Below are 14,398 nucleotides of genomic sequence, written 5' to 3' on the forward strand. Positions count from 1 at the left end.
CGCCGCCTCCGGCGGCGCGGCGCGGCCGGCCGACGCCGACCCCGCCGCGGCCGAAGCCGCCGCGCCCGGTGGGCCGCCCGTTCGCGGCGTTCTGCGGCGCCTCGTGGGGGAGGCGTTGCGGCGGCCGCCGCAGGAGGTCGGGGACGACGAGTCGTTTCTCGGCATGGGGCTGGACTCGCTCACCGCCGTGGATCTCGTGCGGCGGTTGGAGGCCGAGCTCGGCCGGACGCTGCCGGCCACGTTGTTCTTCGAGCACCGGACGATCGCCGAGCTGGCCGCCCGGCTGGCGGCCGAGCCGCCCACCACTGCCGAGCCGCCGGCGCCCCACCGCGGCGCGGCGACGCGGCTGCCCCTCACGCCGGTGCAACGCGCCTTCCACACCAACGGCCGGCTGTACCCGGACGTCACCGCCTACGCCTATGTGCGGCAGACCGTCGAAGGCCCCCTGGACAGCGGTCTGCTCGGCCGGGCGTTCGCGGTGGTCGCCGAGCGGCACCCGATGTTGCGGCTGCGGATCGACGACGACCACCAGCGCGTGGTGCCGCCCGAGCCGCATCCCGCGCCGTCCTGGTACGAGGTCCGGGACGCGGATCGGCCGCTCGCCGCGCTCGAAGAGGCGCTGTGCAACGGGCCGTTCGACCTGGCCGTCGAGGCACCGGTGCGCGCCGTGCTGGTGCGGGAGCGGGCCGACGTGGCCCAGTTGCTGCTCCTGCTGCACCACGCCGCAGCCGACGGGTACAGCCTCAACGTGCTGAGCGAGGAGCTGTGGTCGGTCTACACCGCCCTCGCCCACGCCAGGGCACCCGAACTGCCGCCACTCGCGGCCGACTTCGCGACGGATGTCGTCGCGGCCACCGAGGCGGAGCGCGCCACGCCCCGCTTCGAGGAGGACCGCAGGTACTGGCGGGACCGGCTCGCCGCGCCCGCCCCGCACGCCCCGCACGCCCCGCACGCCGGCCCGCCCGAACTGCCCTGGGACGGCGACCCCACCGCACCACCGGCCGCGCCGCTCGCCGCGCACGAGTCGGCGGCCACCGACCCCCGACTCACCACCGTGCTCCGCGAGTTGGCCGCCGCCCACGGTGTCACGCCGTTCCACCTGCTGCTCGCCGCGTACGCGCGCTGCCTGGCGCGGTGGAGCGGGCGGCGCGAGATCGCGGTCAACGTGGCCCGCGCGCGCCGCGAGAACCTGCCGGCCACGGCCGCCCGGCTGGTCGGTCCGCTCGCCGACACGTTGCCGCTGCTGGCCGCCGTCGATCCGGACGAGCCGCTGCCCGCGCTGGCCCAACGGCTCCGCGCTACCTGGCTGGAGGCCGAACGGCACGCCCGGCTCGGCAGCCTCGACATCGCCAGGCTGCTGCCCCCCGCCGGCGCCGGGCCGCGCACCGCGTCGCCGGCCGGGTTCAGCTTCGCCCGCTTTCCCGTCTCCGTGGACCCGGACTGCCCGGTCACCGTCCGGCCGACCGCCGCCCGCACCGCGTCCGCCGCCACCCGCCTGGGCCTCCTCTGCTGGGAGAGCGACGGCGCCCTCCGGTTCTCCTGGAACTACCCGGCCCAGCTGTTCGAACGGGCCACCGTGGCGCGGCTGGCCGACGAGTTCCTTGCCGAACTCGCCCAACTCCCCGAGCCCACCGAGGAGATCGGGCCGCGCGGCGGGATCGTCGAACGCCTCGGCGCCCGGTTCCTGGCCGCCGCCGACGACGTCGCGGTGGACACCGGCACGACCACCCTGACCTACGGCGCGCTCGACCGCGCCTCCGCCGCGCTCGCCGCCCGGCTGCGCGCCCGCGGCGTCGCGCCTGGGGACCTGGTCGGCCTGCTGGTCGAGCCGGGCGCGGACACCGTCGTCGGCGTCGTCGGCGTCCTGCGCGCCGGCGCCGGATGGGTACCGCTCGACGCCACCCACCCGGCCGCCCGCCTGGCCGAGCAACTCCGCCGCACGTCGGCCACCACCGTCGTCTGCCACGCCGCCACCCACGGCACCGCCGCCGCGCTCGACGGCGTGACGGCGGTGGCCGTCGACGACCCCACACCAGCGCCGGCCACCGGCGGAGCCGGCCAGGACCCCGCCCCCGACGCCATCGCCTACACCCTCTTCACCTCGGGCTCCACCGGCCACCCCAAGGCCGTGCCCATCACCCACCGGGCGATGGCGAACTACCTGGACTGGGCCGTCGACACCTTCGGCTACCGGCCAGGGGACCGGCTGGCCCAGACCGCCTCCGTGTGCTTCGACGCGTCCGTGCGGCAGTTGCTCGCCCCGCTGCTGGTCGGCGCCACCGTGCACACCCTGCCGCGGGATCTGGTCCGCGATCCCGAGGCGCTGCTCGACCGGGTCGTCCGCGACCGGATCACCGTGTGGAGCTCGGTGCCGACGCTGTGGGAACGGCTGCTGACCGCCGCCGAGACCCGGGTGCGGCGCGGCGGGCCGCGTCCCGACCTGGCGGCGCTGCGCTGGATCCACGTCGGCGGCGAGGCGCTCCCGGCCGACCATGTCCGCCGCTGGTACGACCTGTTCGGGACCGGTCACCGCATCGCCAACCTGTACGGGCCGACCGAGGCCACCATCAACGCCACCTACCACCTCGTCGACGCCCGCCCGGGCGACGACGTGCGCCAGCTGCCCATCGGCCGGCCCGTGGCCGGCGCCCGGGTGGCGGTGGTGGCCGAGGACGGCCGCCGCCTGGCCCCCGGCGAGGCCGGCGAACTGCTCATCGGCGGCCTCGGGTTGACGCCCGGATACCTCGACGACCCCGAGCGCACCGCGGCCGCCTTCACCGTGCTCGACGACGGCGGCCGCTGGTACCGCAGCGGCGACCGGGTCAGGCAACGGCCGGACGGCGTCCTCGAGTTCCTCGGCCGCCTGGACGACCAGGTGAAGATCCGCGGCCACCGGGTCGAACCGGGTGAGATCGAGGCCGCGTTGGCCACCCATCCCGCCATCGCGCGGGCCGCCGTGCTGCACCGGGACGGCCGGCTCGTCGCCTTCGTGGAACCCCGCGGGGACGGGCCGGCGCCGGAGCCGACGCGACTCCGCGCCCACCTGGCCGGCACGCTGCCCGAGTACCTGCTTCCCGGCCGGTTCCACGTGCTGGCCGCGCTGCCGCTGACCGACACCGGCAAGGTCGACCGCCGCCGACTCGACGCGCCGGCCGTGCCCGTTGAGGAAACGGCCGGCACGGACGCCGGCACTCCGCCGGCCACGCCCACCGAGCGCGTCCTGGCCCGGATCTGGTCCGACGTGCTCGGCGTCGCGCACGTCCACCGCGAGGACGACTTCTTCGCGCTCGGCGGCGACTCCATCCTCGTCCTGGAGGTGTTCGCGCGCCTGGAGAAGGCGAACGAGCGGGAGCGGCCTGGCGCCGCCCTGCCCAGGCCGACCGTCGTCTACCGGCACAGCACGCTCGCTGCCCTCGCCACCGCCGTCGACCAGGCCGTCCCCGCCCCCACCCCCACGCCCGCCGACCACGAGTCGGCCGCCAGCCCGTACCGCGTCACCCCCACCCAACGCGGCTTCCTGCTCGCCGAGGCCATCGCGCCCGGCTCCGGATCCGCCTGGCTCGCCCGGCTGCGGCTGCGCGGCCCGCTGCGCCCCGAGCCGTTCCAGCGCGCGGTCGACGCCCTCGTCGCCCGCCACCCCATGCTGCGCACCGTGTTCCCGGCCGGCGCCCGCCCGCCCGTCCAGCAGGAACTGCCGCCCGCGCTGCGGCTCCCGGTCGAGTTCGAGACGCTGCTGTCGCCCGAGCTGATCGACGAACGGGTCGCCGACGAACGCGCGCGCCGGTTCGAACCGTGGGCCTGGCCGCTGCTGCGGCTCCGGGTGCTGACCACCGCCCCCGAGGAGCACACGCTCCTCGTCCATGCCCACCACCTCATCGGCGACGGCTACAGCGCCGCGCTCTTCGGCCGCGAACTCCTCGCCGCCTACGACCGGTTCGCCGGCCACGGCGATCCGGCCGAACCCCCGCCGCCACGCGCCACGTTCCGCGAGTACGTCGCCCTGCTCCAGCACCACGATCCAGGCCGGGACCCTGGCCAGGACCCGGCGGCGGCCCACGCCTGGCGGGCCCGGCACGACGCCCCCTACCGACGCCCGGAACTGGGCCCCGGCGGCGGCGAGTTCGGCTCCGCCGCCCTCACCCTGGACGCCGAGCTGACGGGCCGGCTCCGCCGCCTCGCCGCCACCGTCGGCGCCACCACCCACGCCCCCGTCCTGACCGCCTACTACCGGGCGTTGGCCGCCCTCACCGGGCAGCGGGACCTCGTCATCGGACTCGCCGTCACCGGCCGCGACCACCGACTCCCCGACATCGACCGGCTGTTCGGCCCACTGGCGACCGTCGTGCCGCTCCGCCCCGCCGCGCACCCGCCCGCCACCCCCCGCCCCGCGACCTTCCAGCAGGACCTGCGGCAGATCGCCGAGGAGGCCGTCGCCGCCAGAACCCACGGCGTCGGCGGCGAGCGGCCGGCCGAGGGGCTGCCGAGGACCACCCAGTTCCTCTTCAGCCACCTGGACTTCTCCGCCCTCGGCCCGACCGCCGGCGCGACCCTGACCCTCGACTGGGACGACCATGACCCCGACCCCGAGCTGGCCGCACCGCCCGCCGGCACCGACCTGTTCCTGGCCGCCCGCCCCGTCGGCGACGGGCTACGCCTCACCGTGCGCGCCCCCGCCACCGTCCTCGACCCGCCCGCCCTCGCCGCGTTCACCCGCACGCTGCGCGACGAGCTCGCCGCCGCCGTCGCCCCGCCGCGCCGTGCCGGGGGCGGGCGCGGAACCCGGGCCGACGCCGCGCTCGTCGGCTACCTGCCGGCCCCTGGACACCTGGCGGCGCTCGCCGGACTGCCGGAACCGGCGCTGCCCCGCGAGCGGTTGCGGACCCTGCTCTTCCCGGACGGCGGCCCCCGCCTGCTCGAAGAGATCGACACGCCGCTCGGCCGCTCCGCGTTCGTCGCGCTCCCGCTCTTCGCCGACGAACTCGCCCCGGGACCCGCCCTCACCAACCACGCCGCCCGCGCCGTCACCCACGCCGCCGCCCTCGGCGCGCGCCGCGTCTCGCTGGCCGGCATGATCCCCGCGCACACCGGCTACGGCTTCGACGTGCTGCGCGCCACCAGGGGCGCCACCCCGGCGACGACGATCACCACAGGACACGCGGCCACCGCCGTCTCCGTGGTCAGGACCGTGCACGCCGCGCTCGCCGCCACCGGACACGACCCCGCCGATCCCGCGGACCTCGCCGACCTGACCGTGGCCGCCGTCGGGCTCGGCTCCATCGGCACCTCGTCCCTCCGCCTGCTCCTCACCCGCGCCCCGCGCCCGCCGGCCCACCTGCTGCTGTGCGACGTCGCCGGCAGCACGCCCCGACTCCGGGCGCTCGCCGCCGAGTTGCGCGCCGAGGGACTGGCCGGCCCGGTGGACACCGCCGAGTCCACGCCAGGACTGCCCGCCGCCGGCTACGAGGCCGACCTGATCGTCACCGCCGTCAGCGGCACCACCGCCGTCCTCGACGTCGACCGGCTGCGCCCCGGCACCGTCGTGGTCGACGACTCGTTCCCGCACTGCTTCGACACCGCCGCCGCCCTCGCCAGGATGCGCCGCCGGCGCGACGTGCTGATCCTCGGCGGCGGCCTGCTCTCCGTCGACACCACGGAACGACGCATCGCCCCCGACCTGCCGCCCGCCGCGGCCGCCGGCTACGCCGCCCAGCCCTGGCTGCCCGACACGATCGCCTCCTGCCGGCTCGAATCCCTGCTCCACGCGGCCCTGCCCGACCTGCCACCGGTCCACGGCCTGGTCGACGCCGCCCACGCCCACGCCTACTGGGACGCCACCGAGACCACCGGCGTCCGCGCCGCCCCGCTCCACCTCCTCGGCCACGCCGTCGAACCGGGCCCCGCGGCTACAGCCGGCCGAGGGCGGCCCAGACCACGATGACGAGGGACGGGGCGCACGACACGAGGCAACTCGTCGCCCAGTACCGCCGCCCGGGCAACGACCGCGCCGGAGTGCCCCTGCGCACCGCGACGTTGCTCAACGCCCAGACCGCGAGGAACCAGCCGCCGACGAGCAGCAGGACGAAGGCCGCGACGCCGATCCCGTCGTTCTCGGTCGGCTCACGGGAGGTCAACCCCAGGTCGTGGAGCGGGTAGTTGGAGAGGAAGTACCACAGCACGAAGCACGGCACGACGCCGACCACGCCGAGCACGGCGTTCACGCCGACCGGCGCGAGCCAGGCGAGTCGGCCGGGACGGGGCGTGGACCCGGTCGCGCGGGTCGCGTTCGGTGAGGACCCGGGACGCGTACCGCCGTCCGACATCCGCCACCCGCCCCAACTCGCCCCGCCGAAAAAGGCTTTGACGCCCACCGGCCCTTACCCTGATCGTATGTCCGATCTTCGCGGCCGGCCGAGCGACTACGACGACCCCGCCGGCCTGCGCGCCGCCTTCGCCGACGCCGACCGGCTGCTGCTGATCTCCTCGCCTGAGCTCGACCCGGCCCGCCGGGTCGCCCAGCACCGGGCCGCCATCGAGGCGGCCCGCGCCGCCGGCGTCGCCTCGCTCGCGTACACCAGCTTCCTCGGCGCCGACGCCCGGGCCGACGGGGTCACCGCGGCCCACCACGCCACCGAGGCCGTCCTGCGCGCCGGCGACCTCCCGCACACCCTGCTGCGTCACCCCTTCTACAGCGAGGCGTTCCTCAACGCCGGGCTGCGGGCCGCCGTCGCCGCCGGCGAGCTGCCCGACGGCACCGGCGGGCGCCGCATCAACACCGCGTTCCGCCGCGACCTGGCCGAGGCCGCCGTCCGCGTCCTGACCGAGGAGCACCACCTGGGCCGCGCCTACGACTTCACCGGCGAGCCCTGGACCCACCCCCGGCTGGCGGCGACCCTCACCCGGCTGGCCGGCAGCCGCGTCGCGCACCGGCCGCGCCCCGAGCCGGCGCCGGGAGCGCTTGGCTGGCTGGAGGAGCAGGCCAGGTCCGGGGCGCTGGAGCGGGTGACCGACGACCTGGAACGGGTGCTCGGCCGTCCGGCCACCACCCTCCACGAGGCCGTCGCCGGCATCCTGGCCGACCCCGCCTGAACCGCCGCGCCCGACGACCCGGACCGAGAACGTTTCAATCCCGTATCGCGGAGGAAAAGGACCCATCAACTGGGAGCGCTCCCAAAGCCGGACATCCACCCCCCTCCGGATCAGGAGTCGCAGTGTTAACGCATCGATACGACCGCACCGCCGCGCGCGGCTGGACTCTGCGCGCGCTCCTGGCGGCCCTGGCCGCCGCCCTGCTCCTCGTGACGCCCTGGTCGAGCCCGAACGTCTCCGCCCACGGCTCGACCTCCAACCCGGTCTCCCGCAACTACGGTTGTTGGCAGCGCTGGGGCAACGACTTCCAGAACCCGGCCATGCAGCAGCAGGACCCCATGTGCTGGCAGGCGTGGCAGTACGACACCAACGCCATGTGGAACTGGAACGGTCTGTACCGCGAGGGCACCGGGGGCAACTACCAGGCCTTCATCCCCGACAACCAGCTGTGCAGCGCCGGCCACACGCAGGACGGCCGGTACAACTCCCTCGACAACCCGGGCGCCTGGAAGACCTCGGCGATCTCCACCAACTTCACGGTCAACCTGGTCGACCAGGCGTTCCACGGCGCCGACTACCTCCGGATCTACGTGACCAGGCAGGGGTACAACGCCCAGACGGACGCGCTCGACTGGGCGGACCTGGAGCTGCGGACCTCGACCGGCAGCTACGCGCCCGCCGGCAACTACACCGCGAACGTCACCGCGCCGGGACGCTCGGGACACCACGTGGTCTACACGGTCTGGAAGGCGTCGCACGCCGACCAGATCTACTTCCTCTGCAGTGACGTGACCTTCTGAGCCACCCGCACCCCGGTTCCACTCGGGCCCCGTCCGGACGCGCGCCGCGTCCGGGCGGGGCCTCGCTCGTCGGCGCCCCTCGACACGGTGAGTGTCGGACCGGTTCGTTTGCGTTCCGGTGAGGCGAGGGCCTACTCTCGCAGCATCCACGTCATCGAAACGGTCGCGGATCGAATCGCCACCGTGTCGATGACACAGGGCTGAGCGACGTGTGCCCCCCGGAGGCGCCGGTGATGACGGTCAGGGCGGAAACCAGCAGGCGTTACAGCCGCCTCACCGCGGAGCGCGAACGGGCCCTGTTGGAAGCCACGTTGCAGATCATCAGGGAGAAGGGCTACGAGGGCCTGACCCTGGAACAGGTGGCGGCCCGCACCAGGAGCAGCAAGGCCACGCTCTACCGCCAGTGGGGCGACAAGCCCACGCTGGTGGCCAGCGCGCTGCGCGCCTCGGGGCCGATGACGGCGGCGTACGCCGACGCCGGATCGCTCGCCGGCGACCTGCGGCACTGGCTGACGCACTTCGCGGACCGGGAGTCCGACCTCCAGGTGCTGGTGGGCCTCTACCGGACGGCGCTCACCGACGCCGAGGCCCTCTCGGTGCTGCGCGAGGTCGTGATCGACCGGGACTTCGCGCCCGTGCGGCAGGCGGTGGCGGCGGCCGTCGAGCGCGGGGAGATCCCCGCCGACGGGCCCGCCGTTCCCTATCTGACGCACATGCTGATCGGTTGTCTGCTCGCCGGCCCGCTGGTCGACGCGGGCGACTGGGACCTCGACGCCATCACCAGGTACCTCGACCGGGTGATCCTCCCCGTTCTCGCCCTGCGGTAGCTCAGCGGCGGACAAGCTCCCCCCACCGGGTCGACGGCGGCACTCCCGGGTGCCGGGCCCGCTCTTTCCTCGCCAGGCCGATTTATCACCCGATAGGAGACATTCGCGGTGGCTACCCTTCTCTACCGGCTCGGGCGCTGGTCCTTCCGGCGTCGCTGGCTGGTGTCGTTCGTCTGGGTCGTGGTCCTCGGGATCGCCGGTGCCGGCATGCTCACCGGTTCCGGCGCCGCCACGACGACGTTCAGTGTGCCGGGCACCGAGGCACAGCGGGCCTTCGACCTGCTCGACGAGCGCTTCCCAGGACCGGCGGCGGACGGGGCGAGCGGCCGTGTCGTCTTCCGCGCGCCGGACGGCGAGCAGATCTCGACGGACCGGTATCGGACCGCCGTCGAGGACGTCGTCGCCGCGCTCGGCCAGAGCTCGCCCAAGGTCGCGGGGGTGACCGATCCGTTCGAGACCGAGGGGTCGGTGAGCGGCGACGACTCCACCGCCTACACCCAGGTGAGCTACACCGAGCCGGCGACCGAACTGACGGACGCCGACCGGGACGGTCTCGCCGAGGCGATGCGGGAGGGCCGGGACGCCGGCCTCACCGTGGAGGGCGGCGGCGACGCGTTCAGCGTGGAGCCCGAACTGCTCGGCCCGACCGAGGTGGTGGGCGTGGTGGTCGCGGCCGTGGTGCTGGTGGTCGCGCTCGGCTCGCTGGTGGCGGCCGGGATGCCGCTGCTGACCGCGCTGGTGGGCGTGGGGATCGCCTTCGCCGGGGTGGCGGCGCTCTCCGAGGCGCTGGGGCTCGACAGCCTGACGCCGATCCTCGCCGTGATGATCGGCCTGGCCGTGGGCATCGACTACGCGCTGTTCATCGTCTCGCGGTACAAGTACGAGCGGTCGCGGGGGCGTTCGGCGTACGACGCGATCGGCGTCGCCGTCGGCACGGCCGGGTCCGCGGTCGTCTTCGCCGGGCTGACCGTGGTCATCGCGCTGGGCGGCCTGGTCGTGGTGAACATGCCGATGCTCACCAAGATGGGTCTGGCCGCGGCCGGGGCCGTGGTGATCGCCGTCGCGGTGGGGCTCACCCTGCTGCCGGCCGTGCTGGGCTTCGCCGGCGACCGGATCCTCGGCCGGCGCGAGCGGCTCGCGGCCGACCGGTCCTGCGACCCGGCCCCCGAGCGGGCCGAGGAGACGGCGGACGAGGCGGGGGAGGCGGCGAAGGAAGAGGCGGGGGACGAGACGGCCGACGAGCCGGGCGCGGAGGGGGCCGGGGAGGCCGCGGAGGCCGGGGAGGAGACGGGCCGGCAGCCGCTCGGTGCCCGGTGGGTGCGGTTCGTGACGCGCCGTCCGCTCGCCGTGCTGCTGACCGCGATCGTCGGGCTCGGGATCGTCGCCCTGCCCACCGCCGACCTGCGCCTCGGGCTGCCCGACGACGGCTCCCAGCCGGGGTCGACCACCCAGCGCCGGGCGTACGACATGCTGGCCGACTCGTTCGGCCCCGGCTTCAACGGCCCGCTGCTCGTCGTGGTGGACGCGACCCGCGCTCAGGAGCCGCAGCGGGTCGCCGAGGGCGTCGCCGCCACGCTCGGCGGGCTCGATGGGGCGGTGACCGCGAGCCCGGCCACGATGAACCCGGCCGGCGACACCGCCACCGTCACGGTGATCCCGGCGACCGGCCCCACCACGGTCGGCACGGAGGACCTGGTCGACGCGATCCGCGGCGACGTGGCGCGGGACGCGGCAGCCGAGGGCGCTGACGTGCTGGTCACCGGGCAGACGGCGCTGAACATCGACGTCTCGCAGCGGATGCAGGAGGCGCTGGTGCCCTATCTGGCGCTGGTCATCGGGCTCGCGTTCCTGCTGCTGATCCTGGTGTTCAGGTCGATCCTGGTGCCGCTCAAGGCGGCGCTCGGCTTCCTGGTCTCGGTGCTCGCGTCGCTCGGCGTCGTCGTCGCCGTCTTCCAGTGGGGGTGGGCCGCCTCGCTGTTGGGCGTCGAGGAGCCCGGGCCGATCATGAGCCTGATGCCGATCCTGCTGATCGGGATCGTCTTCGGCCTGGCGATGGACTACGAGGTGTTCCTGGTCAGCCGGATGCGGGAGGCGTACGTCAACGGCTCGGGGCCGCGCGAGGCGGTCGAGTCCGGCTTCGCGCACGGCGCCCGGGTGGTCGCCGCGGCGGCCGTGATCATGATCAGCGTCTTCGCGGGCTTCATCGGCTCCCCGGAGGTCATGATCATGATGGTCGGTCTGGGGCTCGCGGTGGCGGTCCTGTTCGACGCCTTCGTGGTGCGGATGACGATCGTCCCGGCCGTCCTGGCGCTGCTCGGCGACCGGGCGTGGTGGCTGCCGAAGCGGCTCGACCGGGTGCTGCCGAACGTGGACGTCGAGGGCGAGGGCCTCAGGAGCACCCTGGCCGCCGCCGACGACGACCGCGCGGAGGAGAGCCGCGACGGCCTGAGCCGCTCGCGCTAGCCGGCTCCGGCGCCGGAGAGACGGTGGTCGGCGGCGCGGCCGATGACCACCGTCTCCGCCGTCAGCGGCCCAGGCCGGCCACGGCCGCGGTGGCGGCGCGGGCGATCAGGGCGTCGTCGCGGGTGGCGCCCTCCTGGTCGCGGCTGGACAGGACGGCCATGACGATCGGGTTGCCGCCGTCCTCCGGCCAGAGCACGGCGATGTCGTTCCGGCCGCCGTAGCCGGCGGTGCCGCTCTTGTCGGCGACGGTCCAGCCGTCGGGGACGCCGGCGTCGATGAGGGTCTCGCCTGTGGTGTTGGTCGCCATCCAGGTGGTGAGGAGTTCGCGTTCCTCCCGCTCCAGGGCGTCGCCGAGCAGGTAGGCCCGCAGGCTGCCGGCCAGGGCGCGCGGCGTGCTGGTGTCGCGGATGTCGCCGGGCACGGCGTCGCTCAGCTCCGGCTCGTAGCGGTCCATCTCGGTGACGTCGTCGCCGAGTTCCTCCAGCGCGGCCTCCAGTCCTTCCGGTCCGTCGAGCGCGTCGAAGAGCAGGTTGGCCGCCGTGTTGTCGCTGTACCAGAGGGTGGCGGCGCTCAGCTCGCGCAGGCTCATCCCGGTCTCGACGAAGTTCTCGGTCACCGGGGAGTTGGGGACGATGTCGTCCGCCGAGTACTCGACCACCTGGTCCATGCCCTCGACGCCGTAGCGCTGGAGCGTGGCGCCCACGGCGAGGGACTTGAACGTGGAGGCGAAGGCGAACCGGTCGTCGGCCCGGTACTCGACCTCGCGGCCGGTGCCGGTGTCCAGCGCGTAGACGCCGAGGCGGGCGTCGAACTCCCGCTCCAGGGCGGCGAACTCGCGCTCCGTGTCGGCGGCGGACACCGGGGCGACCATGGCGGCGCCCTCGGGCGAGGGCGCGGGCGCGGCGGTCTGGCCGCAGGCCGGGAGCGCGACGAGCGCGAGCACGCCGGCCAGCCGGGCGGCGTTGCGGCGCAGGCGCGGTGGGGTGGTCATGGATGGGCCTCCGGACGTGGGAAGGGAACTGCGGTGGGTGGGGTGGGGGTGGGGGGACTGCCGTGATCACCGGTCGGGACCACCCTCCGGCCGGCGGCGCGGCGCCGTCCAAGACGTCGCGGCGCCGTTCCATGCCGTTCCGGCATAGCGGGTGGAGTGGGTCCGGCTCGCTGAGCGGTCCTAGAGGGCGTTGAGGAAGGCGGCCGCGACCGGCCCGGCGTCGCTGCCGCCCGAGCCGCCGTCCTCCAGGACCACGGCGAAGGCGAGGTCGCGCTCGCCGAGGAAGCCGATGATCCAGGCGTTGGTGGAGAGTTCGCCGTCCTCGTCGGCGAACTCGGCGGTGCCCGTCTTGCCGTGCGGTTCGCCGGGGACGCCGGCCAGCGCGGAGGCCGAGCCCGCCGTGACGGTCTCGCGCATCATCGACCGCAGCGCCTCGAACGTCTCGGGGGCCAGCTCGGCCGACGCCCGGTGCGGCTCGTCCACGGCCGCCGGCACGAGCACCGGCTGCCGGAAGGCGCCCTCCGCCACGGTCGCGGCGACCGAGGCCATCACCAGCGGGCTGGCCTGGACCCGCGCCTGGCCGATCATCGAGGCGGCCAGCTCGTTGTCGCTCTCGGCCGCCGGCACCGAGCCGTCGAAGGTGGCGGCGCCCACGTCCCACGCGGCGCCGATGCCGAACGCCTCAGCGGTGCGGCTCAGCGTGTCGGGCGCGAACCGGTCGCGGTGCGCGATCAGGCCCGTGTTGCAGGAGGCGGCGAACGCCTCGCGGAGCGTGGTGTCCTCGCCCAGTTCGAACTCGTCCTGGTTCTCGAAGGACTGGCCGTCGACGGTGACGGTGCGCGGGCAGCCGAGCACGTCGTCGGGCGTGGCGCCGCCCTCCAGGAACGCGGCCGCGGTCAGCACCTTGAACGTGGAGCCTGGCGCCAGCTGCCCGCGCAGCGAGCGGTCGAAGCCGTCCGCCGGCCAGTCGGCGGCGGCCAGCACAGCTCCGGTCGAGGGGCGGACCGCGACGACGGCGCCCTCCCGCCCGGCGTCGTCGAGCGCCGCCTCGGCGGCCCGCTGGACGGCCGGGTCGATCGTCGTCTCGACGGGGCTGCCCGCCTCGCCGCCCGGCCAGTCGTGCAGGGTCTCCACCGCGGCGCCCGAGGCGCGGTCCGCGATCACCATGGCCGCCGAGCCGGTGCCGGCCAACTGCTCGTCGTACCGCTCCTGGAGTCCTGAGACGCCGGCGCCCGACTCCGGGTCGAGGCCGCCGACCACGGCCCGCGCGGCGAGCGCCAGCTGCCGGGTGCCCTCCACGGACTCCACTCCGGGCACGGCGTCCAGCTCCGCCGCGTGCTCCTGGTGGACCGCGTCCCGCAGCGTCACCACCGGGACGGCCTGCTGGGGCTCCGCCTCGGCCACCCGGTCGGCCAGGGCGTCGGTGTCGATGCCGACGTCCAGCGCCTCCAACGCGGCCCAAGCCGCTGCCTGGTCGGTCAGCTCAGCCGGCCGGACCGCGATGTCCCAGACGGTCGCCCGGCCGGCCAGCTGGCTGCCGTCCGCCGCGAGTATCGGCGCCCGCTCGGCTTCCGGCCTGGACAGCACCAGCGTCTGTCCTTCGGCCAGCTCCGGGTGGACGAGCGCCGACTCCCAGACGACGGACCAGCCGTCGTCGCCCCCGGCGTCGTTCCCTTCGTCGGGCCGGAGCAGCGCGGTCGAGTCGTAGGACCACGCGTCGAGGCCGGCCAGGGTGAACGTCGCGGTGAACGGCACGGCGAGCTTGCCCTCGTCGGTCTCGCCGTTCTCGCCGGCCGCGTCCGGCGCCGGTTCCGGCTCGCCGGTCACGGTGAACTCCACCGCCTCGGGGCGGGTGTTGTCCCGCACCGACTCCAGCAGCGAGCGGGCCGCCTCCGGGTTGTCGGTGAGCCCGGCCGCCCCTTCCTGATCGTCGGCCGCCCAGGCGTCGAGGAACCGGCGGGCCGCGTCGGCCGCCGCCGCGCGCCCGTCGTCCCCTTCGTCCCGCCGGTTGAGCGCCAGCGCCACCCCCGCCGCCAGCACGGCGAGGACGAGCGCGAGCACCGCGCCCACCCCGGCCCTGCCACGCGGCCACCCGTACCGTCTCGTGCTCATGCGATCCTCCGCGCGCTCCGGGAACCCCCGCCGTCGTACCGGCTCACTCTCCGTCCGGGCCGTCGGCGGCGTCCAAGCCCCGAACGCGCGGTTCCATGCCGCTTTGGCATAATGCGGAC

General features: G+C 75.3%; 8 protein-coding genes. 5 read left to right on the forward strand and 3 right to left on the reverse strand.

Annotated features, from left to right (window positions below; genetic code table 11):
* Nucleotides 1-5,938 (forward strand): amino acid adenylation domain-containing protein (locus tag ACYVPE_RS22890; protein ID WP_461035558.1); only part of this gene is annotated, 5,938 nt, incomplete at its 5' end.
* On the opposite strand, the gene ACYVPE_RS22895 is transcribed toward ACYVPE_RS22890, so the two are convergent.
* The gene (locus ACYVPE_RS22895; RefSeq protein WP_461035559.1) at nt 5,904-6,320 is read right to left on the reverse strand and encodes a hypothetical protein; all 417 of its coding nucleotides are present in this window, start codon (nt 6,318-6,320) and stop codon (nt 5,904-5,906) included. The two genes, ACYVPE_RS22890 and ACYVPE_RS22895, sit on opposite strands and share 35 nt — an antisense overlap.
* 67 nt (nt 6,321-6,387) lie before the next feature.
* On the opposite strand from ACYVPE_RS22895, the gene ACYVPE_RS22900 reads away from it, so the two are divergent.
* From ACYVPE_RS22900 to ACYVPE_RS22915, 4 genes are all read left to right on the forward strand, one after another.
* A complete protein-coding gene (locus ACYVPE_RS22900; RefSeq protein WP_461035560.1) occupies nt 6,388-7,086 on the forward strand; it encodes an NAD(P)H-binding protein in 699 nt (232 codons plus the stop codon).
* A gap of 122 nt (nt 7,087-7,208) precedes the next feature.
* Entirely contained in the window at nt 7,209-7,886 is a 678-nt protein-coding gene (locus ACYVPE_RS22905) for a lytic polysaccharide monooxygenase auxiliary activity family 9 protein (RefSeq protein WP_461035561.1), read from the forward strand.
* Between the two features lie 233 nt (nt 7,887-8,119).
* A complete protein-coding gene (locus ACYVPE_RS22910) occupies nt 8,120-8,713 on the forward strand; it encodes a TetR/AcrR family transcriptional regulator (RefSeq protein ID WP_461035562.1) in 594 nt (197 codons plus the stop codon).
* A gap of 108 nt (nt 8,714-8,821) precedes the next feature.
* Nucleotides 8,822-11,176, forward strand: a complete 2,355-nt coding sequence (locus ACYVPE_RS22915) for an MMPL family transporter (RefSeq protein WP_461035563.1) — start codon at nt 8,822-8,824, stop codon at nt 11,174-11,176.
* A gap of 61 nt (nt 11,177-11,237) precedes the next feature.
* On the opposite strand, the gene bla is transcribed toward ACYVPE_RS22915, so the two are convergent.
* Nucleotides 11,238-12,167 carry a class A beta-lactamase gene (gene bla, locus ACYVPE_RS22920; protein ID WP_461035564.1) on the reverse strand — a complete coding sequence of 310 codons (930 nt, stop codon included), beginning with the start codon at nt 12,165-12,167 and terminating at the stop codon, nt 11,238-11,240.
* 180 nt (nt 12,168-12,347) lie between these two features.
* The gene (locus ACYVPE_RS22925) at nt 12,348-14,279 is read right to left on the reverse strand and encodes a penicillin-binding transpeptidase domain-containing protein (protein WP_461035565.1); all 1,932 of its coding nucleotides are present in this window, start codon (nt 14,277-14,279) and stop codon (nt 12,348-12,350) included.
* Nucleotides 14,280-14,398: the final 119 nt, after the last annotated feature.

The sequence above is a fragment of the Streptomyces mayteni genome (genome assembly GCF_054783955.1).